This window comes from Halomonas sp. 111 (genome assembly GCF_052379685.1).
GTDB classification, from domain to species: Bacteria; Pseudomonadota; Gammaproteobacteria; order Pseudomonadales; family Halomonadaceae; genus Vreelandella; species Vreelandella citrativorans.
This window is the reverse complement of record NZ_JBQSYV010000029.1, coordinates 1-20,843: the sequence shown is the minus strand read 5'-3', so window position 1 is coordinate 20,843 and position 20,843 is coordinate 1. Positions and strand designations below refer to the sequence as shown.

At 52.4% G+C, this 20,843-nt stretch carries 21 protein-coding genes; 15 read left to right on the top strand and 6 right to left on the bottom strand.

Annotated elements, in window-relative coordinates:
* Positions 1-70: 70 nt before the first annotated feature.
* Entirely contained in the window at positions 71-1,159 is a 1,089-nt protein-coding gene (locus ACT3T7_RS17285) for a TlpA family protein disulfide reductase (RefSeq protein WP_444631743.1), read from the bottom strand.
* 204 nt (positions 1,160-1,363) lie between these two features.
* Here ACT3T7_RS17285 and pdxR point away from each other — a divergent pair, with 204 nt between their 5' ends.
* The 3 genes from pdxR (at position 1,364) to map (ending at position 3,856) form a co-directional block, all read left to right on the top strand.
* Positions 1,364-2,770 carry a MocR-like pyridoxine biosynthesis transcription factor PdxR gene (pdxR, locus tag ACT3T7_RS17280; RefSeq protein WP_444631741.1) on the top strand — a complete coding sequence of 469 codons (1,407 nt, stop codon included), beginning with the start codon at positions 1,364-1,366 and terminating at the stop codon, positions 2,768-2,770.
* Between the two features lie 113 nt (positions 2,771-2,883).
* Positions 2,884-3,090: a ParD-like family protein gene (locus ACT3T7_RS17275; protein ID WP_087105660.1), complete on the top strand. Its 207-nt coding sequence runs from the start codon at positions 2,884-2,886 to the stop codon at positions 3,088-3,090.
* Complete coding sequence (map, locus tag ACT3T7_RS17270; RefSeq protein ID WP_444631739.1) at positions 3,083-3,856, top strand: type I methionyl aminopeptidase; 774 nt, start codon at positions 3,083-3,085, stop codon at positions 3,854-3,856. Before ACT3T7_RS17275 ends, map begins: the two co-directional genes overlap by 8 nt.
* A 154-nt stretch (positions 3,857-4,010) precedes the next feature.
* Here the strand turns inward: map and ACT3T7_RS17265 are convergent, their stop codons facing one another.
* The 4 genes from ACT3T7_RS17265 to ACT3T7_RS17250 all read right to left on the bottom strand — a co-directional run bounded on the left by ACT3T7_RS17265 (position 4,011) and on the right by ACT3T7_RS17250 (position 8,357).
* Positions 4,011-4,772, bottom strand: coding sequence for an alpha/beta hydrolase (locus ACT3T7_RS17265; protein ID WP_444631737.1), 762 nt, complete (start codon positions 4,770-4,772; stop codon positions 4,011-4,013).
* A 12-nt stretch (positions 4,773-4,784) separates the two neighbouring features.
* A complete protein-coding gene (gene kynU, locus ACT3T7_RS17260) occupies positions 4,785-6,014 on the bottom strand; it encodes a kynureninase (protein ID WP_444631735.1) in 1,230 nt (409 codons plus the stop codon).
* A 69-nt stretch (positions 6,015-6,083) separates the two neighbouring features.
* Positions 6,084-6,920, bottom strand: coding sequence for a tryptophan 2,3-dioxygenase (gene kynA, locus ACT3T7_RS17255; RefSeq protein ID WP_444622588.1), 837 nt, complete (start codon positions 6,918-6,920; stop codon positions 6,084-6,086).
* A gap of 3 nt (positions 6,921-6,923) precedes the next feature.
* Positions 6,924-8,357 (bottom strand): M20 family metallopeptidase, encoded by a 1,434-nt coding sequence (locus ACT3T7_RS17250; protein ID WP_444631734.1) that lies wholly within the window; start codon positions 8,355-8,357, stop codon positions 6,924-6,926.
* A gap of 183 nt (positions 8,358-8,540) precedes the next feature.
* Between ACT3T7_RS17250 and ACT3T7_RS17245 the strand changes: the two genes are divergently transcribed.
* The gene (locus ACT3T7_RS17245; RefSeq protein ID WP_444631733.1) at positions 8,541-9,443 is read left to right on the top strand and encodes a LysR family transcriptional regulator; all 903 of its coding nucleotides are present in this window, start codon (positions 8,541-8,543) and stop codon (positions 9,441-9,443) included.
* Positions 9,444-9,500: 57 nt separating this feature from the next.
* Here ACT3T7_RS17245 and ACT3T7_RS17240 read toward each other — a convergent pair whose 3' ends face one another.
* Entirely contained in the window at positions 9,501-10,934 is a 1,434-nt protein-coding gene (locus ACT3T7_RS17240; protein WP_444631732.1) for a YfcC family protein, read from the bottom strand.
* A gap of 564 nt (positions 10,935-11,498) precedes the next feature.
* Between ACT3T7_RS17240 and ACT3T7_RS17235 the strand changes: the two genes are divergently transcribed.
* The 11 genes from ACT3T7_RS17235 to ACT3T7_RS17185 all read left to right on the top strand — a co-directional run bounded on the left by ACT3T7_RS17235 (position 11,499) and on the right by ACT3T7_RS17185 (position 20,450).
* Positions 11,499-11,921, top strand: coding sequence for a GFA family protein (locus ACT3T7_RS17235; RefSeq protein ID WP_193054140.1), 423 nt, complete (start codon positions 11,499-11,501; stop codon positions 11,919-11,921).
* 63 nt (positions 11,922-11,984) lie between these two features.
* Positions 11,985-12,398 (top strand): DUF2784 domain-containing protein, encoded by a 414-nt coding sequence (locus ACT3T7_RS17230; protein ID WP_444631731.1) that lies wholly within the window; start codon positions 11,985-11,987, stop codon positions 12,396-12,398.
* Positions 12,391-13,710: a S8 family serine peptidase gene (locus ACT3T7_RS17225; RefSeq protein ID WP_444631730.1), complete on the top strand. Its 1,320-nt coding sequence runs from the start codon at positions 12,391-12,393 to the stop codon at positions 13,708-13,710. The genes ACT3T7_RS17230 and ACT3T7_RS17225 overlap by 8 nt, the downstream gene beginning before the upstream one ends.
* Positions 13,711-13,723: 13 nt before the next feature.
* Positions 13,724-13,963, top strand: coding sequence for a hypothetical protein (locus tag ACT3T7_RS17220; RefSeq protein WP_172116463.1), 240 nt, complete (start codon positions 13,724-13,726; stop codon positions 13,961-13,963).
* Positions 13,964-14,067: 104 nt separating this feature from the next.
* On the top strand, positions 14,068-14,553 hold the full coding sequence (locus ACT3T7_RS17215; protein WP_172116464.1) for a VOC family protein: 486 nt from the start codon (positions 14,068-14,070) through the stop codon (positions 14,551-14,553).
* 50 nt (positions 14,554-14,603) lie between these two features.
* Positions 14,604-15,122 carry an MgtC/SapB family protein gene (locus tag ACT3T7_RS17210; protein ID WP_444631728.1) on the top strand — a complete coding sequence of 173 codons (519 nt, stop codon included), beginning with the start codon at positions 14,604-14,606 and terminating at the stop codon, positions 15,120-15,122.
* Between the two features lie 179 nt (positions 15,123-15,301).
* Entirely contained in the window at positions 15,302-16,024 is a 723-nt protein-coding gene (locus tag ACT3T7_RS17205) for a ZIP family metal transporter (RefSeq protein WP_172116466.1), read from the top strand.
* 174 nt (positions 16,025-16,198) lie between these two features.
* On the top strand, positions 16,199-17,509 hold the full coding sequence (locus ACT3T7_RS17200) for a DUF945 family protein (protein ID WP_444631726.1): 1,311 nt from the start codon (positions 16,199-16,201) through the stop codon (positions 17,507-17,509).
* A gap of 160 nt (positions 17,510-17,669) precedes the next feature.
* Positions 17,670-17,816, top strand: coding sequence for a hypothetical protein (locus ACT3T7_RS17195; protein WP_444631725.1), 147 nt, complete (start codon positions 17,670-17,672; stop codon positions 17,814-17,816).
* A gap of 56 nt (positions 17,817-17,872) precedes the next feature.
* Complete coding sequence (locus ACT3T7_RS17190) at positions 17,873-18,466, top strand: LemA family protein (RefSeq protein ID WP_172116468.1); 594 nt, start codon at positions 17,873-17,875, stop codon at positions 18,464-18,466.
* Positions 18,467-18,497: 31 nt separating this feature from the next.
* Positions 18,498-20,450 carry a M48 family metallopeptidase gene (locus ACT3T7_RS17185; protein WP_444631724.1) on the top strand — a complete coding sequence of 651 codons (1,953 nt, stop codon included), beginning with the start codon at positions 18,498-18,500 and terminating at the stop codon, positions 20,448-20,450.
* The last annotated feature ends 393 nt before the right edge of the window (positions 20,451-20,843 follow it).

Sequence of the window (20,843 nt, the reverse complement as noted above, 5' to 3'; positions counted from 1 at the left end):
CCCGCGTGAGGCGGGCTGCTCCAGTAAAGAAAGGGGGGCCGCGCTATGGCTTGAGCGGAGTGGCTTACGCTTATTGGCTGAGGCGCTCGACAGCTTCGCCTAATGCGGTGTCTTGTGGTCCAAGCTTGTCGGTTATCTTGCCGTCAGCATCAATTAACACAACGGTGGGTATCTGCTGAACGCCGAATGCACGGTGTATATCGCCCTCGGCGTCAAGCAACACCGGTATCGCCGTCTCGGTGGTATCAAGATAACTTTCGACATCGGACTCTTGGGTCCAAAGACCAGAAATAATGCCTACCCACTGTACGCTTTGGTCTTCGCTCAGTTGGTTGACGGTTTCGCGTACGCGGCGGCAGGCGGTGGAGGTTTCTGGCTGGCTCTCGGCAAGATAAGGCTCACACCACGTGGCAAAAAATACCACACCCAGTGGCTTGTCTGTCGTCTCCCGAGTCAGGTCGATGGTAGTGCCGTCACGCGTGGTGACATCCAGGTGAGTCACCGTATCGCCCACCGTTAAAGCGTTGGCGTCGATATCCTTGACGGCGGCTCCTTCGGTCGCTGCTGAGTTGGGATCAGCGGGTTCAAGCACTGCCTGTAGCGCCTGTTCCAAGGCTTGATCGTCACGATGACCAATGTGAGTGATGTGACCACTGCGATCAATCAGAACGTGCTGCGGGGTAACGCGTAGATTCAGCGCTTCGGCTAGCGTGCCGTCATCTACCGTGATGGGCATGGTCAGGCCCATTTCCTCGCGATAGACACGTGCGGACTCTTCGGTGTCAGCGTAGCCGGTATTCACGGCGATGACTTGGATATCATCACCATGCGCTTCTTGAAATGCCTGGAACCCGGGCATCTGCTGGCGGCAGGGCACGCACCAGGTTGCCCAGAACTTTATATACACGGGTTTTTCGCCATATAGCGCGCCTAGATCAATAGTCTCACCATCCAGCGTGGTAATGCTCAGCTCGGGGCCTGGCTGACCAATTAAGGACTCGCCAGCCGCTATGGCACGCTGTTCACCGTCGGCATCTTGATCATAGGCTTGATCGGCGTCTGGTTGCTCAGTGGTCTCGGTGGCGTGTGCCGAACCGAAGCAGCCGACCAACATGGCGAGCAGTATCGCCGCTGAACATTTCGTGTTTACTATACGCATTGATTTCATCCTTTTGGCAAATCGTTCTGAGCTAACGTAAAGAGCTAAGGTAAAGAGCTAACTCAAGAACCGGCATAAAGAACTAGCTCGAGAACTGGCACAAAGATTTAGAACGGTAAAAGTGTAGAGTAGATAGTGATTGTGAAAGGCTTCATGGTCTAAAAAAAGCACCAAGACTGATGGGTTTCTATGTACCATGGAGGGATGAGTAAACTTCGTTTTTCACTTAATCGCCAAGGCGAGCAATCTTTGTCAGAGCAGGTGCGTTCGAGCATTGCTGATGCCATTCGACAAGGGCATTTATATGAGGGCGCACGGCTGCCTTCATGGCGTGATCTTGCCACGCAACTGGGCGTTTCACGAGGCACTATTAAAACGGCTTATGATCGGCTGAGCGATGATCAGTTAGTCATCTCAAAAGGGGCCGCCGGTACGTTCGTTAGCGCCGTGCTACCCGCGGCACCAAAAGTGGTGGTTGAGGCCTCTCGGCTGCCACTGCCTGATCTCTATCAGGACCTGGAAAGCGCGCCCAGGCTTTTTCAAGTGGGGGTGCCTGCGCAAGATGGCTTTCCCTTTAAGCAGTGGTCGCGCATCATGCTGCGCGGTTCACGTCAGGCGGTGGCCGAGTCACTGCGTTACCCTGACCCACGCGGAGAGCAGACACTACGCAAGGAAATTGCTGCCTATCTGGCCGTGGCTCGCGGGCTGCTTTGCTCTGCAGACCAGATCATCATCACCAATGGATATGCGGGTGCGCTGGGCTTGGCATTGCACTTGTTGCGCCCGGATTCAAAGCGGGTGTGGGTTGAAGACCCTTGTTATCCACTCAATAGGCACGCTTTGTCTTTGGCAGGCTTTACCTCGGTTCCTGTTCCGGTCGATGACCAGGGGATTTGTGTGGAGCAAGGGATAGCGCTTGCTGCGGAGGCGCGGTTGGCGATTGTGACGCCAAGCCAACAAGCACCGCTGGGTATGCAGTTGTCGCTGGCTCGCCGCCAGGCGTTATTAGCATGGGCTAAAGAAAACGATAGCTGGATCATCGAAGATGACTATTTAAGTGAGCTGCAGTTAAGCGGCCAGGCAACGCCCGCACTGGCCTCGCTGGACCATGACGAAAGAGTGATTCACATGGGTACTTTCAGTAAAACCATCAGCCCACGATTGCGGCTTGGTTTTATGGTGATGCCTGCGAGGTTGTCGGAGCGCGCGGGAGATACGGCCGCTGCATTGTCACCCGCGTCTGCACTGCCTAGCCAGCTGGCCGTTGCGGAGTTTTTGCGCGACGGACATTACTTGCGCCATATTCGGCGTATGAAGCGTTTGTATATACAGCGCCGGAATGCGCTGCTTGCACTCATGGACAGCACGGTTTCAGTCAATCATATGGCGGGCTTGTCGCTGTTGCTCCCCTTGGCTGATGACACTGACGATGTTGGCATTGCCGAAGCGGCAGCGGCCTTTAACCTGGCACCGGCGCCGTTGTCTCCCTGGTACGCCACGCAAGCCAATGCGCGAAAAGGATTGCTCTTAGGCGTCACTAATCTATCGAGCCCTGCGCTTGAAGAAGGCTATCAACCGTTGGCGGCACTGATTGCTCGTCATCGCCAATAGTGTGCCTGCAGTTGAAAAACCACTCTTATTGAACGTCGGCTTCACCAGGTCGCTTGCTGCGTGTTCTTATCTTAATATATGCTTTATATACGTTTCATATATCAAGGCATTCCATGGGTATCGTAAAAATCAACGACCAACTACACGAAGATATTCGTAAAGCCAGCTCGGTCATGGTGCGTTCGATCAACGCACAGGCGGAGTATTGGATTAAAGTGGGCATGCTGGCAGAGGCTAATCCAGGCATGACCTTCACCGACATTATGCGCGAGCAGATGCAACAGGCAGACATTGAAGTAAGGCAGGTGATCGGTGGATAACGTACCGCTGAAAAGTGCAGAAGAGTTGACGCTGATGCGCGAAGCAGGGCGCTTGCTGGCGCAGGTGTTTGGTTATCTTGATACGTTAATTGAGCCGGGTGTCACCACCATGCAGATCAACGATTGGGCCGAGCGTTATATCGTTGATGAGCTAAAGGCTCGCCCGGCCAGCAAAGGGCAATACGATTATCAATATGTGCTGAATGCGTCTGTGAACCAGGTGGTGTGTCATGGCGTTCCCTCTGAGACACTCACGCTAAAATCAGGCGATATCGTTAACATTGATATCACGCTTGAGAAGAACGGCTATATTGCCGATTCAAGCAAGATGTACATGTTGGGTGAGGTAAAGCCTATTGCCAAGCGCCTGGTCGATAAAACCTATGAGGCGCTGTGGAAGGGCATCCACGCGGTTAAACCGGGGGCAACACTGGGTGATGTAGGCCATGCGATCCAGCGGCATGCGGAACAGAACGGCTACTCGGTGGTGCGTGAATATTGCGGCCACGGCATCGGCCAGGAAATGCATGAAGAGCCGGAAGTCGTGCACTACGGAAAGCCAGGGCACGGCGTGGTGTTGAAAGAGGGCATGGTATTCACCATCGAACCCATGATTAACCAAGGCAAAGCCAAGGTAAAAATCAAAAAAGATGGCTGGACCGTCGTGACTAGCGACAAGTCGTTATCCGCGCAGTGGGAGCATACGGTGGCAGTGACGGCCGAGGGTGTTGAGGTGCTTACTTTGCGCGGTGAAGAGCGTGTTTAATCTTTGACTAGTTAGGCGATTCAAGGTGACCTATGACAAGTCATCTGAAAACTAGCCGGGCGGACGTGAAACAGGCTTTTGAGAGACAGTGGTATTAAAACTCCATGCCGTCGCTAGAAAGTAACGGCGTGGTTATTGTGAGCTCGGCTAGCGCTTACAAATACTCCAGCACATCAAAGTGATCGCACCCCGGCAGCTCAATTAGCTCTGCTTGAACGTTGGCTGCGCGTAGCAGCGCTATAAAATTGTGTCCCTGCTGATGAAACGCGGGCGGGTCTTTTTCGGCAATCACAACCTGGCAGGTGGGCAGCGCGGTCAGCTCGCCAAACTGAGGGCTAAGTGCGCGTGCCTGTGATTTGGTCAGCTTTAGAGGGTCGTTAACGTAGGTTTCTACCAGCGGTGTAAGGTCATAAACACCGCTGACCAGCACCAGCTTATCAATAGGAACCCTGCCGCTAACGGCTACCCAGTAAGCCAGTTGGGCGCCCGCGCTATGGCCTCCCAGGGTGATGGACCACACACCGCCGCTTTCTTCCAGCGCGTGGTAGGCCGCTTCTAGCCCCTGAATGCACTGAGTCATCATGTTTTCAATGGTGTGGGTTGGGGCTAAGCCATAGCCAATTGAGGCGAAGGCCATTCCCCGTGCCAGATAGCGCTCGGCCAGAAAATCCGTGGCAGTGTGGTCAAGCTCCTGCCAGTAGCCACCGTGAATGAATACCACCAAAGGCCACGGGCCTTCTCCCGGCGGAATAAACAGGTTAAGGCACGCCGCCGGGTGGTCGCCATAGGCGACTGTTATCGGTGGGTGGCGGTCCCTTAGCGTGCGTCCGGCATCCGCCTGACGTGTAAGAGTGGATTCAAACTCTGACGCAAAATGGCTCGGTGAGTAGGCCAAGTCCGGCGTTAGCTCTGTCATGCGTGCTCTCTATCAGGTAACGGCGCTAAGCACGTGAAATTCAGGATTTTGATACTCGCCGCTTTCGACTACCTCGCGGAAGTACTGCGCGGCCTGCCACACATCTTCGTAGCTTAAATAGAGCGGGGTGAAGCCGAAGCGCATTAAGCCCGGCTCCCGATAATCACCAATCACGCCACGCGCGATCAGCGCTTGTACAATGGCATAACCGTTTTGGGCATCTACCAGTGATACCTGGCTGCCACGCTGGTCGGCTGCCGGGGTAATGTCCTCGATACCGTGGGCTTCAAAAATATCTGCCAGGCACTCGCGGAATAGATTGCTCATGGCCAGGCTTTTTTCACGCACGGCCTGCATATCGACGTCAGCCCAGATAGCTAAAGACGCTTCAAGGGCGGCGTAAATAATCGCCGAGTGTGTGCCGGTACGAAAACGCGAGATGTCATCGGCGGGTGCGTAGTCGGCCTGAAAGGCGAAAGGTGAGGTATGGCCATGCCAGCCCGAGAGCGGTTGCCACGTGCTGTCCAGGTGGTCGCGGTGCACGTAAAGAAAAGCGGGCGCACCAGGGCCGCCGTTCAGGTATTTATAAGTACAACCTACAGCATAGCGTGCGCCCACGCCGTTAAGATCGACAGGTAGCGCGCCAGCAGAGTGGGCTAAATCCCAAATGACCTCGGCGCCATGTTCATGAACCAGTTGAGTAGTGGCCGCCATGTCGCGCAGTTTGCCCGTGCGATAGTTGACCTGACTAAGCACCACCACGGCCATGCCTTCCAGGTGCGCAGCAAGGTCGTCACCTTCGGGCATAAAGCGATGTTCACAACCGCTAACCCGGCAGTAGCCTTGGGCAATGTAGCCGTCAGTGGGGAAGTTGCCGCCTTCACTGAGTACCGTGCGGCAATCATCCTGGCGCTTGTCGAGGATATAGCCCAACAGTTTGAAAATATTGAGCGTGATGTTATCCGTGACCACCACTTCACCGTGCTGAGCGCCAATCACCGGGGCGAGCAGGTTTCCCAGACGTTCGGGCGCATCAAACCAGCCCTGGTTCCAGCCTTTAATCAGTTGGGTACGCCACTGCTCCATAGTGTCATCAACCGCTTGCTTGGCCGCGACCAGTTGCGCACCAAGCGAGTTGCCATCCAGGTAGAGAACACCTTCTGGCAGGGAAAAGTGGCGTTTAAAATCTGCCAGTGGGTCTTGGCGGTCCAGCTCACGAACGGTATCCAGGCTCACGCGCATATCGGTACTCCAGCAAAAAATGTCGTCACACAGGTGAAAATTGGGGTAAGGCTTATTGGGCGCTTGCCGTTAAATAGATGTCCTTACGCTCCAAAGTTCCGGGAAGAACTGCAGGTCGAGTGCCTTGACCAGGTAGCTCACGCCCGACGAGCCACCGGTGCCACGTCGATAGCCAATAATGCGCTCCACCGTTTTCATGTGGTTAAAGCGCCAGCGCTGGAAGTTGAACTCGACATCCACCAGCTTTTCGGCCAGTTCGTATAGGTCCCAATACTTTTCACTGTTGCGATAGATCTCCATCCACACCGCTTCGACGTCGCTACTCGCGGTGTAGGGAATGCTCCAGTCACGATGGGTGATGTTGTCTGGAATATCAAAACCCCGGCGGGCCAGTAGCTGCAGCGAGACGTCATAAAGGCTGGGCGAATTAAGCGCATGCTGGAGTTTTTGGTAGTGCTTGGGCTTTGAACGGTGTGCTTCGATCAATTTGGCGTTTTTGTTACCCAGCAAAAACTCAATTTCTCGGTACTGATAGGATTGAAAGCCCGAGCTTTGCCCAAGGCTGTCCCGAAAGCTCAAGTAATCGGCGGGCGTCATCGTTACCAGCACTTCCCAGGCGTTGATGAGCTGTTCCTGGATGCGAGAGACGCGTGAGAGCATTTTGAACGCAGGGCTCAGGTTGTCATCGGCAATATGCCTGGCCGCTGCGTGGGCTTCGTGCAAGCAGAGCTTGATCCATAGCTCCGACACCTGATGAATCATGATAAAGAGTAGTTCATCGTGCTCTTCAGAGGCCGGGTTCTGGCAAGCCAGCAAGGGCTCAAGGTCAAGGTATTGGCCGTAGCTGATATCCTGGTCCCAGTGGATGGCTTCGTTATCAACGCTGTTCTTTTTTGGAGTTTCCATCACTTAATATGCCTTTGCCGCGTCATGAGTGGTTAGCGCTTGTGCTTGAGGTTCGCCTAAATCCCAGAAGATCCCGGCGGCTAGTTTTAGCCCTTGCTCGACAATGGTTTCCAGCAAGTGCTCATCGGGGGCATGCTGATTGCATGACGGGTAGGAGTGGGGCAGCCAAACGGTGGGCAGATTAAGCACGTCTGAAAAGCAGTGATTGGGAATCGTGCCGCCCAGGTTGGGTAAAATATGGGGCGCTTCATTCAGGCTGTTCTCGGCCGATTGAGCAACAAAATTTACCCACGGGTGATTGGGGTCCAACCGAGTCGCCGCGTAGCCGCCTAAAAACGTCAGCTGGATATCGTTAAAGCCATGGGCATCCAGGTGCTGGCGCAGGTTACTCTCCACCGCTTGCCAGTCGGTGCCTTTTACAAAGCGCAGCTGTAGTACCGCTTCCGCGTGCTCTGGAATCGCGCCGACAGGCTTGTCGGTTCTACCCGCACTTAAGCCAAGAATTTCTAACGTATTGGCCCCGTATAAACGCTCGCCATCCGCCAGGGCTTCTTCACCCCACGCTGGGTTAATCGTGGGGTCGGAGGCACCGCCGCCTACCGGCAAGTCGCGCACTAACCGGGAGACGTCTTCTGTCATCGACGGCGCCTTGAGGAAATCCGCCAGAATTTTGCCGCTCGGGGAAAGTAGCGTGGCGAGCGCATTACACAGCACAACCGCCGGGTTGGTAATAACACCTCCCCAGTTGCCGGAATGGCGGCCGCCATTGCCGGTGTTAAGTGACAGTTTGAGCTGAACAACGCCGCGAGAACCCAAAAAGAGGGTGGGCATGTCGTGGCGGATTCTGGGGCCATCAGAGGCCAGAAAAAGGTCGGATTTAAGCGCTTGCTGATAGGCAGCACAGGCCTCTTCCAGCCCTGGTGAGCCTATCTCCTCGCTCATTTCAAACAGCATTTTTACGTTGTAGCCTAACCGACCCTTACGAGCGTTAATCACAGCTTCCAGCGCGGTTAAATTGACACTGTGCTGGCCCTTGTTATCGGCGGTGCCGCGGCCATAAACACGGTCTTCTTTAAAGGTTAGCGCCCACGGGTCAATACCGTTTGCCCATTGCTCTTCCTGGCCATCGGTAACGTCACCATGGCCATAAAGCAGCAGCGTGGAGTAGGCGGGGTCCTCAATGCGCTCCCCAATCAGCAGGGGAGGAAAGCCGGGTTTCGGGTTCTCGATAATCTGGCAGGTGAAGCCCAGCCTTGAAAGCAGCGGGCCAATTTCTTGTTCAAGGTACGCGTTGAGTGTATCGGCACAGGCGGGGTCCTGGCTGACCGTGCGCATGGCAATACGTTTTGCCAGCGTCTTATAAAAATTACCGTTTGAAAGCTCATCACTCGCTAGCTGAATCGCCTGTTCCCGTTTTGAACGCTGCGGTGTTGTCATGGCGTGCCTTTTTATCATTGGGCTTTTAGTGGTCGTTGAAGTGAGCCTAGCCCTTGCTCTTGTTTGCAGCAATCATTAAGATTTCAAACTACCTTTCTAACTATTAGAAATCATCGGTAGATGTTTGAACCGCCGCCGATAGTGCTTTCACCTGCTAATAGGCAGGTCGTTAATGAGGCCGTTATGCAGGATCTCCACTTGCGCTACTTTCAAAGCGTTGCGAAAACGGGCTCGTTGTCCGCTGCCGCTGAAGAGTTGCACGTTGCTGTTTCAGCGGTTAGCCGCCAAATCACCAACCTTGAGCAGCGCCTGGATATCAAACTGTTCAACCGTCAGCCGCGAGGTATGCAGTTAACCGAAGCAGGCAAACTGCTGAACGCCTATGCACTGCGTAACCAGTTAGAAGTTAATAGCGTTATCGATGAGATGCAGGATGCAATGACACGCCAACGCCAAACCATTGTGGTGGCTTGCCCTGATGGCATGGCGTGGCACTTTCTTCCCAGTGTTATTTCGCGCTTTATTACTCAGCATCCTGATATTCGGTTTGATCTGCAGATGGCCGATTCAGCGCGTGCTTCTGAATTGGTAAAAGAAGGCAGTGCTGATATCGCCTTAACCTTTAGCCTCTCGCCGGATATTGGCGTAAAGGTGGTTTCAAGCCATAACGCCGCAATTAGTGCCCTTATGTCGAGTGAGCACCCATTGGCCGTTAATGACGTTTTGTATGTAAAGGATTTATGCGACTACCCGCTTACCATGTCGCTTAATGGCTCGACAATGCGCTATCTGTTTGATGTCGCCTGTAGCTTGTCCGGTATTAAGGTATTCCCAAGTTTCTCCTGCGATTCACTGGGCGCGACCTATACCATGGTCAGCGAGCATCCCAATATGATCGGGTTGTGTAGTGCCGTGGCGGTAAGCGGTAAAATGCACAAGGATGGGCTGGTTTTAAAGCCGCTACACGAGCCCCAGCTTTCTCAGCGAAGCCTTCAGGTACAGGTGATGGCTGAACGCTACCTGCCTGCTCATATCGAGGCGTTTTTAGTTGTTCTGGAAGAGAAGCTGACGGCCGTTGACTGTTAAGCGCAGGCCCGTTAGATGCCAAGCCACCCATAATGGGCGGCTTGGAAGCGAACCTGTTTAAAACGGACCGTAGTTAATCGCAACGGCAACCCCAACAAACGCGCCGCCGATGACAATCCAAATCAATACCAGTGGAAGCACGAATTTGAACCACTCCACGTAAGAAACGCGGGCGATCGCCAGGCATGCCATCAAGGTGCCAGAAAGCGGAGTAATAATATTGGTAACGGCATCGCCCAGCTTGAAGGTGATGAAGGTCGACTGGCGGGTGACTTCCAGCATATCGCCAATCGGAACCATAATTGGCATCACGATAGCGGCTTGGCCGGTACCCGAAGTAATCAATCCGTTAAATACCAGGTTAAACACGTATAAAAGCTCCATGGCGACAATCTTGCCATGGCCATCTAAAGAGCTTGCGACGCTATGCACGAGGGTGTCGATGAGCTGTGCTTGTCTAAGCAACACGATGACAGCGGCGGCGACACCCACCACCAATGCACCGTACATGACTTCGCTTGCGCCATTCATCAGGCGTTTTACAAAATCGTTGGGAGACATTCTGCCGATCAGTGCCGTGGCGATCCCCACCATTAAAAACGTGGCAGAGAGTTCAGTGATTCCCCATCCGAAGTTAAAACCGCCGTACAGGAAAAACACAAAGGAAGCGGCAAATATCAGCAGCACTAACTTATGAGAAAAGGTAAAGGGCGGCAGGGCGCCAGGCTCATGTGTGGCTTCGGTGTTATCAAAGGCGTCTGCTCCCATCACGCTATGAGCCGGGTTCTGCTTGATACGTTTGGCATAGCGGCAGATGTACACCGTGGTAACGGCCAAAAAGACAATAAAGATAACGCCACGGTATATAAATCCGGAAAACAGCGGTAACTCGGCAATGGTTTGCCCGGCAACGGTAACGGTCGGGTCAAAAACGCCTGCACCGAAGCCTGCGTAGGAGCCTAAAAAGATAATGGCCACGCCTACAACGGGGTCAAGCTTCATTGAGCGGGCAAGAAACAGTCCGATAGGAATAAAGGCAATGGCCAGGTTGGCACCTACCCCAACCGATGCAAGCGTTGAAAACGTAGCGCAAAAGATAAAAATAAGAACGTTTCGACGACCATTGGCCTTGCTAATGAGTTGGTGAATACCTGCGCTGATGGCGCCTGTTGACTCAATCACCTTGAGCACGCCGCCGACCATCATGATTAAGAAGATCAGCGGAGCCGCCGCCACCAGGCCTTTTTGAATAGCGGTAAACAGGTCCATTACGTTCAGGGGCGCTGCTGTAATGTACTGAAAGCTATCGGTGGCGACCTGCGTCAGGCCATTGTTGTTGGTTCTTTCGTAGCTTCCTGCGGGGATTATATAAGAGGCGAGCAGTACCAGTACCATAAAGCTAAACAGGATGATGAACACATCCGGCATAGGGCGTTTTTTCTTCATTGTTTGTGCCTTTTCTGGCGCGCCTTTACTCAGCTTCGTTGTCATATTCGTCTTCGCGGTCAGAGGGTTATCGTTTTATTGGTGGCGCTACTCTAGGCAGTATGTGCGACTCAAACGCTCAACGACAAGTAAACCGTGTGCATGGCCGAGGGGGTAGGTAGGCCGAAGCGGTTTAGTGTGAGGCGTAGCATCGGGTGGTGACGTTTGTGTACTTCCACGAAATAGGTTAGGTAGAAGGTCCATAGCGCCTGGTTCGCAGGTGGTGAAAGGGCCACCTTTAGTGTTGTTTGAAATCAACCTACCAAGGAAGCCCATGGCTAACAATTGTGCATTTATCAAATGTGTTTTCTATTTTAGGCAAGCACGCTTGGCAGTCAGAAGGAAGCATCCGAGCAACCCAATAAAGCCGCTAAACGGTCGATTAAAAATGCCCGCTCAACGATGTTTTATACTGCCATGGATAACAGGTTTACAGGCCATATCGTGCAATTTTACGCATTAACAGCGCATAGCCAAGCGGCCTGCTACTGTCTATATAGAAAAGGTGGGGTTTAGGGTTCGCTCTATTAAGCATGAATAGACGGTGTTACGTATCTAACGGAGGATCATATGCAATCCAACATTGAGCACCGGGGTAGCTGTCTCTGCGGTGAAGTGCAGCTTTTAACTCATTTAGACAGTCATCATGTAGCGGTTTGCCACTGCAGCCTTTGTAGAAAGTGGGGTGGAGGGCCGCTGTTTGCGGTTGAGTCCCAAAACGAGGTGGATTTCCAGGGGGCTGAGCATATTGCTATCTTCAGCTCCTCAGAGTGGGCCGAACGCGGTTTCTGCAAGCAGTGTGGGACGCATCTGTTTTATCGGTTAAAAGAGGGCGGGCACTATGCTATCCCTGTGGGGCTTCTGGAGGATAACGGCCAGTGGCAGCTTGAGGAGCAGATATTTATTGAGCAAAAACCAGCGTTTTACTCGTTTTCTCAAGCCACCAGAGACTTAACCGGCGAGGAGGTTTTTGCTCAGCATACTGGCAATTAAGAGGTTTCGTGGCCACTGCAAACACTGGCTACCTCCTCTGCCTATGCTTCACTTGGGAGAGATATGGCTCCTTCACTACTTCTGCTCATGGCGGATGCGATATTAGTCGTTCATGTGCTGTTTGTTGTCTTTGTCGTCTTCGGGTTGCTGGCTATTTATGCCGGTTATTTTTTAAGGTGGCGATGGGTGCGAAATAAGAAATTTCGTATTTTGCATTTGTCCGCTATTGGGTATGTAGTGGTGCAGTCCTGGTTGGGCGCGGTTTGCCCGCTTACTACGTGGGAAATGGCCTTGAGAGAAGAGGCCGGCACAGCAACCTATACGGGGTCCTTCATTCAGTACTGGTTGCAAAGCCTGCTTTACTACACGGCGCCGGAGTGGGTGTTTGTGCTGCTTTATACGGTTTTTGGTAGCTTGGTGTTATGCAGCTGGTTTTTAGTGCGGCCAAACCAACAGAAAGGAAGCGATGATGGCTAATAAATCTAAAAGCAACGGAAGCGAAAGCAACCCCTCTGGCAAGAGTGAATCATTAGCCACAATTTCGTGCGGTGCTGAACAGCTGCTTGTGGCTGCTCTTGAGCGAGGCGTTAATTGTCTTGAAACCGGGCGTTTTCTTATCAGTTATCGTGAAGGGCGAATGGAAGAGGGCATTAAGTCTCTCAAGGCTCAGAAGTTTCGAGTGGCCGACGCGCGTGACTTTGCTGACCAAGCCGTCAGTTTGGAAGACGTCGGTGATGCGGAGGTTGTGGTGTTCCCAGAGCTTGGGGTTGCGCTTGTTGGTAGTGACGCTTTACAGCTGCATGGGATGAGTCTCAAAGACCCTATTTCAGCCGATAGTCCAATAGAAATTATTGAGCCAGAGTATTTTGCCTTTTCCGAAAATTCAGAGTATCTGCGAGGCTTTTTGCGGGCCGCGAGTACGATTGCTCGCGATCTTGGTGCTGATGTTGATCTGGATGAAGCCCAAGATAAGCGTGAGCCAGGCAAGCCAGAAACGACCTGGGGATTGATTCAATGCAATGTGTTGCAAAGCCGGTGGAGTGGGGCTGGGATTAAAGTGGCCGTGCTGGATACCGGGATGGACCTTGGCCATCCTGACTTTGTAGGTAGAGAGTTTATTAGCTGCTCATTCGTAGGAGAGCCGGTTCAAGATATCAATGGTCACGGAACACACTGTATCGGCACGGCTTGCGGCCCCAGGATGCCTTTCGAAAACGCTCCTCGCTACGGTATCGCATCCGATTCACAGGTGCTTGTTGGAAAGGTGCTCACCAACTCGGGTAGCAGTACGGGGGCGGGAGTACTTGCGGGAATGAATTGGGCGATCGCCAATCGATGTGACGTCATTTCGATGTCGCTGGGCAGTCAAAGTCCTGTGCAAGCTGCCTACACCCACGCGGGTGCTGCGGCTCTGCGTAAAGGGTGCCTGATTATTGCTGCCGCAGGAAACTCTTCTGCCCATACGGGAGCGCCTGCCAACTCACCTACTATCATGTCGGTTGCATCTATTGACGCCAACTTAAAGCCTTCGAGCTTTTCTAACGCAGGCAAAATCGAAATTGCCGCGCCGGGTGGCGACATTTTTTCGTCCTGGCCCCGGCCGGTACACCATAAAACGATTAGCGGAACCAGTATGGCGACGCCCCACGTTGCAGGCTGCGCCGCCCTTTGGGCTGAGTCAGATGCCTCGCTGCGCGGTATGAAACTCTGGCAACGGCTGTTGGATTCTGCAAAGCCTTTACCATCTTCTGGTTCCCGTGTTGGGGCCGGATTGGTACAGGCACCTTAGTTGAGGATGATCGATGCCGACAATAGCGCTTTGGATAATCACGATTTCTGAAGATCAATCGATCAATGAAATAGCTTCGCGCCTTAGTGACGAAGGGCTCACCATCAGAGAGGTGTTTGAGGAGATTGGGTGCATCACCGGGGCGGCAGATGACGTTACCGTTGAGCGGCTTAAAAAGGTCAACGGAGTGGTGGATATTGCCCCTGATATGCAGCTCGATATAGGCCCGCCAGGTGCTGATAAGACTTGGTGATTCCTCAGCAATCATCTTGGGAGGAGCTGTTAAAGGAGAGTGGGTGCGCCGCATTACAATGTCATACCCATCATTGGCTGTTTCGTTTTGATTGGAGAAGTGTCATGGCAACACCAGCAAAGAATACGGTTTGTCTTTGGTTCGATGGTCGCGCAGAAGAAGCCGCGCGCTTTTATGCAGATACCTTTCCTGATTCGTTTGTTAGCGCTGTTCACCGCGCGCCGGGAGACTTTCCATCCGGTAAGGAAGGGGATGTGTTGACCGTTGAGTTTACCGTGCTGGGCATTCCATGCCTGGGGCTTAACGGTGGGCTTGGGGTTACGCATAGCGAAGCGTTTTCCTTTCAGGTCTCAACCAATGATCAGGCCGAAACGGACCGCTATTGGAACGCGATAGTGGGTAATGGCGGGCAAGAAAGCGCGTGTGGTTGGTGTAAAGATAAATGGGGCGTGTCTTGGCAGGTAACGCCTGTGGCGCTGATTGAAGCAATCACTGCCTCGGACCCTGCCGCTGCAAAACGCGCGTTTGCAGCGATGATGCAGATGAAAAAAATCGATATTGCCACCATTGAGGCAGCACGTAACGGTTGAATTAGATAAAAGATGTTCACTCATCGCGCGTTAACGACAGGGCTGAAGCAATGGAGTCAGTGAGTAATATTGTTATTTCTGAATTTTCTGATTTTAATGACCTAAGTGAATTTATTATTGTAGTGACTCGATTGCTAATGGCTGCTTTTCTCGGTGGCCTCTTGGGGCTTGAGCGTGAACAGAGCGGTAAGCCAGCTGGAATACGTACCCACATGCTTGTGTGCATGGGGGCGGCGTTATTTATATTAATCCCGCAGCAAGCAGGCATTTCAGATGCGGAGATGAGCCGGGTCATTCAAGGTGTTATTAGCGGCATTGGTTTTTTATGTGCTGGAAGTATTATCACCCGTAAGAATGATCTATTTGCTACCGGGCTTACCACGGCGGCTGGCATTTGGTTTACAGCAGCTATAGGTGTCGCCGTTGGTCTTGGGCGTGAGCAAACGGCCGTTTTGTGTACCGTGCTGGCCTGGACAGTGCTGTACGTGGTGCCTTTCTTCTCACGCGCAATAACCAAGAAAAGGCCTGTATCTTCAGGATCGAAAGAAGATGATTCTGGTAACAAATAAGCGTGAGACGCACCCCGTTAATTTGCGGCATTCATGGCCTTATGGACCTTCATAAGCTGAACAAACGCAAGGGACGAAAAAGACACGGCTCGATCCTCTGAAACGCTTAGGAGGCAGCGAGAAATTCCGGACAAACCGGTGAACCAATGATGGTTGAAAAGAGGCTAATCTGACATTTTATGGCTGAAATTATCACTATCCTTCTTTTATCATTAATGGCAGGTGCCGCAATGCCCATCGGGGCATTATTAGCTAAGTTTGACCTGGTTCATCCCTCCCTTTTAGGGGATTCCTGGCGACATTTCATTATTGCTTTTGGTGGTGGAGCGCTAATGTCAGCGGTCGCTCTGGTATTGGTACCTGAAGGTGCTAGTAAGTTACCGCTTGTACCGGCCGCCTTGTGTTTTGCTGCTGGTGGGGTATGTTTTTACTTCCTTGATGCCTACTTAAAAAAACTCAATAGCTCGGTAGGCCAACTGGTGGCAATGTTGTCTGATTTTATCCCTGAAGCGATTGCCTTGGGTGCTGCCTTTGCAGCAGGCGAAGCCACAGGGTTGCTGCTTGCACTATTAATGATTTTACAAAATCTGCCCGAGGGTTTTAACGCTTACGAAGAGCTGAGCAATAATAATACTCAACTATCTTCCAATAAAATCATACTGGCATTTAGCGGTTTGGCATTAGTGGGGCCCATCTCAGCAGCAACCGGCTATTACGTATTGGCACAGTACGATGTGTTAATGGGAGCGCTAATGCTATTTGCGAGTGCAGGTATTTTGTACCTTGTTTTTCAGGATATTGCCCCTGGGTCCAAGCTCGAACAACATGGAATGCCGGCAATCGGTGCTGTCGCTGGGTTTCTGCTTGGGTTGATGGGTAACATGGTACTTCTTGCTTCCTGATGGCAAATAACCGCAAGCAGCGCAATGTATATGACTATGCGGTTTAATGGCGAAGAATAAGAGTCTTCGCCTCGCTTTTTCTTTCTTTAATAGCTAGCCATGAACTGAATTAACAGTGGGTTTTTATTCTTAAATACAGGATAATTAATAATCATTTTTATTAAGGATAGTGATATGCCCGCAACTTCCAAGACGTTAATTTTGACCGCTGCTGGTGTTGTAGTGCTCGGGGCAGGGGGATATATAGGCGCCCAAGCGGTGGTGGGTAATGAGGTGGAAAAAGCGCTAGCCCAAACCTTTGCGCAGTTGGATGATTCTGTTTCCTGGTATGCAAGCGACGTAACGATTGATAAATCGTTGTTCAATACAACGGCGACGGCAACGATCGGTATGGAAGGTGTTGAAAACGCCAATGCCCAGGTAAATCTGCTGGTGGATCACGGCATTATCAATAGCCCGATTACCGGCACGATTCATCCCAACGAGCAGTTTCTAAGCGGGGATATCGACGTTGATCTGGTCGCTACTCGCAGCGCCGTCACGGGGCAGTTGACGGCCGGTTCGTTAAGCGGTGTTGAGTTTGACGGCACTCTGCACGACCTGGTAGTGGATCTTGATCTTGAAGATGAAGACGTTTGGAAGGTAGACGGCCAGGCACGTGAAATTGTTGTCAATGACGAGAACGACTCGTTTCGGATTGTCTCGCCACGCTTTGAAAATAGCTCACAGGAAGCGTCTAGCCTGATACATCAACGCTTGGAAATACCCAAAATTGAGTTTTTGGCGGAGGGCGTCAATGTTTATATAGATGGCATTGAGCTTGAGGCCGAGTCTGAATCCGTAGGTGATAGCCAAATCGTCAATTCAGGCGGCCGTTTTAAGATAGCCGATATCGGCGCCGACGGCACCTCAATGGGCAGCCTGTCACTTGATATCGATGCCAAGAACTGGGATATGTCAGCATTTCAGGCGCTTCAGGAAGCCTATACACCGTTGGAAGTCATGCGTGCAGAGTATGAAGAGACCGGTGTACGCGGCGATGAGCAGGAGGAGCGTGAACTACTGATCCAGTCTATCGAACGAGGCTATGATGTTCTGATTGCGAGTCCCTCAATGGCGTTCCAACCGCTGGAAGCGCACGTTACGCTGCCCATGCTGGGTATCGATTTTAATCCCCGCATTACGGCGGATATCCGCTTTGATGGTGAAGAACTTTCCAAGGAGGCGCTATACAGCGCTTTATGGGATAACCGTTTGCCGTTACCCGAGCAGCTTCAGGCATCGCAAGATAGGATGAGCACACCGGAGGCGCAAGAGTACCTCCAAAACCGCTTGAGCCTGGATATTGGCGTAACGACACCTCCCCAGATGGTACTTTCACTCATTCCCATGCCTTATGCTCTGTTAATCGATCCGGACTTTGAAGAGCAGACGCTGACCTGGCAAGACGGCGTCCTGACGGTTAATGGTGAAGAAGTGATGTAAGCAAGGCTTGTATCATAAGCACTACGCCATATGGAGTGGCGTAGTGTTAAATCAAAGGTATTAAGATCACTGCACTAAACAAATTTGTACCGTATTGAAACTTTCGGTCAATGGAAAACATCCTTATCAGGTGATAACGCAGTGGTTGAACCCCGCTACCATGCAAGTACATGTGTTTAAAAGCCAGAATATCTGGTTTGATCCCTCGCCTTATATCAATACGGATACGATTGCTGTCTTTATCGAGCAGAATGATCCCCAGAAATATCACATGGATATAGAGTTTTTGCCTAAACTCGCCAAGTAAAGCCGTCAGGCCGTGATACGTAATAGTTTTTTTATTAACCACAGGAAGGATTAATTATGGTTTTAACTATCATTATCGTAGCGATAATAGCGGTTATCGCATTTTACCTTATCGGTGTGTACAACCGACTTGTCTCACTGCGAAACCGTTTTCAAAACGCCTTTGCTCAAATTGAAGTGCAGCTAAAGCGCCGTCACGACTTGATACCTAACCTGGTCGAAACCGCCAAAGGGTATCTCAGCCACGAGCGCGAAACGCTTCAGTCGGTGATTGAAGCGCGCAATTCAGCGGCGGCGGGGCTCAAAGCGGCGGCTGCCAACCCAGGGAGCGCCAAAGCGATGGCCGAATTGGGCGGGGCAGAAGGTGCGCTAAGCCAGGCGATGGGGCGGCTTAATGTGGTGATGGAAGCTTACCCGGACCTCAAGGCCTCTGAAAACATGCAGCAGCTCTCTGAAGAGCTTACCAGTACTGAAAACAAGGTCGCTTTTGCCCGCCAGGCGTTCAACGACGCTGTCATGCAATACAACACTTACCGCCAGAGCTTCCCTCCGGTGGCCGTGGCTGGCCTGTTGGGGCATGGCGAGGACGCTTCCTTCCTGGAGTTCGAGGACAGCGCCCAGATTCAGTCAGCGCCTAAAATATCGTTTTGAAGCGTTCTTGAACCGACAAGGATAGGTGTGCATGGATTTCTTTACGGCTCAGGACAACGCCCGGCGTAAAACCGGGCAACTGGTTGTTTTATTGATAGCGGCGGTAATCGCCCTGATAGCGGTCACCACTGTCGTGATCGCAATCGTCGTGCATTTCATGAGAGATGACCGAGGCAGCGTGACAGCGAATAACCTGTTGGCTGCGCTATCCCCAGAACTGATAGCCGTGGTTGCGCTTGGCGTGGTGGCGTTAGTGGGTCTCGGCGGGCTTTTCAAGCGCTCTCAGCTACGTCGTGGCGGCGGTAAAGTAGTGGCCGAGGCGCTGGGCGGACGAGAAATCAGCCCCAGCACCGAAAACGCTAACGAGCGCCGTATTCTCAACGTGGTGGAAGAAATGGCAATTGCCTCGGGCACGCCGGTTCCACCGGTTTATCTGCTTCAGGAAGCGGGTATTAACGCTTTCGCCGCCGGGTATGATACCAGCGATGCCGTGATCGGGATCACCCAAGGGGCGATCAATCACCTCAACCGCGAGGAACTACAAGGTGTGGTTGCCCATGAGTTCAGCCACATTCTGCATGGCGATATGCGCTTGAATATGCGTTTGATCAGCGTACTTCACGGTGTGCTTCTGATCGGCCTGTTAGGCTATATTCTGCTGCGCAGTACGACGTCGCGTGGTCGAGCTGTGCGGCGCAACAATTCAAATGGCAAAGGCGCTGTCGTCGTACTTGCCCTTGGCGTTGCCTTGGCCGTCATTGGCTATGCGGGCACGTTTTTTGGCAACTGGATCAAGGCGGCAGTTAGCCGTCAGCGAGAATACCTGGCCGACGCCTCCGCCGTTCAATATACGCGTAACCCCAATGGCATCGGCCAAGCGTTAATCAAGATAGGCTCCCTTACGCAGGGGGCCAGAATCGAAGCCTCCCAAGCGAGCGAATATAGCCACCTGTTTTTCGGCCAGGGCATGAAGCTTGGCTTCACTCGATTATTGGCGACCCACCCGCCGATACGCCAGCGCATCAAACGCGTTATGCCAAGCTGGAGCGGTGAATTTAACGCGCCGCTCAGTGCGCCTTTTGACGGTGACATGGAAAAAGCGGGAGGTGAGTCAGTGGTTGGCTTTGCAGACACCCCCTCCGCTTCCGCTCACCCCAGCGCAGCAACCATGAACGGCACCTCGGCCCGCATGGCGATTGCCTCAATGAGGCAACCCGGCCCACGCCATTTGGCCCAGGCACGTACCATGCTCAATGCATTGCCTACGCGGCTCGTCGATGCTGCCCACGATCCTTACGCAGTACGCGCATTAATGTACGCACTGCTGCTGAGCCAGAATATCGAGGTGCGTAAGCAGCAGCTGGCATCACTTCAGCAGACAGCCTTGCCCGATGTGTATCGTGAAGTTATGAATCATGCCGGGGACGTATTAATGCTTAGAGACCAGCTTCGTCTGCCACTGATGGAATTGGCGTTGCCTGCATTAAAAAACCTATCGGTGGATCAGGTCACGCATTTTCGACACTGCATGGTAGAACTGATCAATGCGGATAGTCAGGTCAGCCTGTTTGAGTGGACGCTGTATCATTGGCTGGTTCATCACTTGGGCCTGGGCAAGAAAGGTAGTGGCCCTGCTGTTCGTAAGCTGAGCGATTTACAGCAAGAGTGCCAGCGGCTGCTCAACGTGCTGGCCTGGGCAGGGCAGAGTGACCCCGAAAAGGTAAGCGCTGCGCTAGATGCCGCTGAACAAGAGCTGCCGTTTGCACTAAACGCAAAAAGAGAGGCCCCTGATATCAAAACGCTGGGCTCCGCAGTCAGCCGCTTGCGTCGTTTACGACCGCAACAAAAGCCTGCTGTTCTGCAGGCAATGGCCCGCTGTATTGAGCATAGCGGGCAAATAAAGCCCGCAGAGGCCGAGCTGTTTCGCGTCATCGCCGATATGCTGGAATGCCCCATGCCGCCGCTGTTGATAGAGAGTGATTGAGCGTCGCCATTCTCAAGGCGGAGAGTATCCATAGTATGAATGAGGCAGAGTCCTTGAACCGAGCGACTAACGAGAAGATAGTACTCTGCTCATACAGTACAGATTGGCCAACTCTGTTTGAAGAGGAACGGGCTCGGCTGCTGCCTCTTTTCAACTTCCATGGAATATAACGCCTCTCTGATCGATAGGCGTTGGGCGGCGAAATATAGGTTGGATAGAGAAGCTTATACAGCAGCAAAAAGGGACTTTATTTGCGAAACACTGAATGGTGGCCTCTAACCAGTGCAGCAGTGAAGCGTCATTGGTTTAATAAAAATTAAATTTCTAGAGAATTAGTGTCAGTTAGATAGATATAGTGATAAGTGGGTTCGTTATTTAAAGTGTTTGCTCTAG

What these genes read in the sequence shown, in the direction of transcription:
- ACT3T7_RS17265 (WP_444631737.1), bottom strand. Translation starts at nt 4,772, where the DNA reads ATGACAGAGCTAACGCCGGACTTGGCCTACTCACCGAGCCATTTTGCG.
- ACT3T7_RS17240 (WP_444631732.1), bottom strand. Translation starts at nt 10,934, where the DNA reads ATGACAACGAAGCTGAGTAAAGGCGCGCCAGAAAAGGCACAAACAATG.
- ACT3T7_RS17215 (WP_172116464.1), top strand. Translation starts at nt 14,068, where the DNA reads ATGGCAACACCAGCAAAGAATACGGTTTGTCTTTGGTTCGATGGTCGC.
- ACT3T7_RS17230 (WP_444631731.1), top strand. Translation starts at nt 11,985, where the DNA reads ATGGCTCCTTCACTACTTCTGCTCATGGCGGATGCGATATTAGTCGTT.
- pdxR (WP_444631741.1), top strand. Translation starts at nt 1,364, where the DNA reads ATGAGTAAACTTCGTTTTTCACTTAATCGCCAAGGCGAGCAATCTTTG.
- ACT3T7_RS17220 (WP_172116463.1), top strand. Translation starts at nt 13,724, where the DNA reads ATGCCGACAATAGCGCTTTGGATAATCACGATTTCTGAAGATCAATCG.
- ACT3T7_RS17195 (WP_444631725.1), top strand. Translation starts at nt 17,670, where the DNA reads ATGCAAGTACATGTGTTTAAAAGCCAGAATATCTGGTTTGATCCCTCG.
- ACT3T7_RS17185 (WP_444631724.1), top strand. Translation starts at nt 18,498, where the DNA reads ATGGATTTCTTTACGGCTCAGGACAACGCCCGGCGTAAAACCGGGCAA.
- ACT3T7_RS17275 (WP_087105660.1), top strand. Translation starts at nt 2,884, where the DNA reads ATGGGTATCGTAAAAATCAACGACCAACTACACGAAGATATTCGTAAA.
- ACT3T7_RS17205 (WP_172116466.1), top strand. Translation starts at nt 15,302, where the DNA reads ATGGCTGAAATTATCACTATCCTTCTTTTATCATTAATGGCAGGTGCC.
- kynA (WP_444622588.1), bottom strand. Translation starts at nt 6,920, where the DNA reads ATGGAAACTCCAAAAAAGAACAGCGTTGATAACGAAGCCATCCACTGG.
- kynU (WP_444631735.1), bottom strand. Translation starts at nt 6,014, where the DNA reads ATGCGCGTGAGCCTGGATACCGTTCGTGAGCTGGACCGCCAAGACCCA.
- ACT3T7_RS17225 (WP_444631730.1), top strand. Translation starts at nt 12,391, where the DNA reads ATGGCTAATAAATCTAAAAGCAACGGAAGCGAAAGCAACCCCTCTGGC.
- ACT3T7_RS17250 (WP_444631734.1), bottom strand. Translation starts at nt 8,357, where the DNA reads ATGACAACACCGCAGCGTTCAAAACGGGAACAGGCGATTCAGCTAGCG.
- ACT3T7_RS17245 (WP_444631733.1), top strand. Translation starts at nt 8,541, where the DNA reads ATGCAGGATCTCCACTTGCGCTACTTTCAAAGCGTTGCGAAAACGGGC.
- ACT3T7_RS17235 (WP_193054140.1), top strand. Translation starts at nt 11,499, where the DNA reads ATGCAATCCAACATTGAGCACCGGGGTAGCTGTCTCTGCGGTGAAGTG.
- ACT3T7_RS17210 (WP_444631728.1), top strand. Translation starts at nt 14,604, where the DNA reads ATGGAGTCAGTGAGTAATATTGTTATTTCTGAATTTTCTGATTTTAAT.
- ACT3T7_RS17190 (WP_172116468.1), top strand. Translation starts at nt 17,873, where the DNA reads ATGGTTTTAACTATCATTATCGTAGCGATAATAGCGGTTATCGCATTT.
- ACT3T7_RS17200 (WP_444631726.1), top strand. Translation starts at nt 16,199, where the DNA reads ATGCCCGCAACTTCCAAGACGTTAATTTTGACCGCTGCTGGTGTTGTA.
- ACT3T7_RS17285 (WP_444631743.1), bottom strand. Translation starts at nt 1,159, where the DNA reads ATGCGTATAGTAAACACGAAATGTTCAGCGGCGATACTGCTCGCCATG.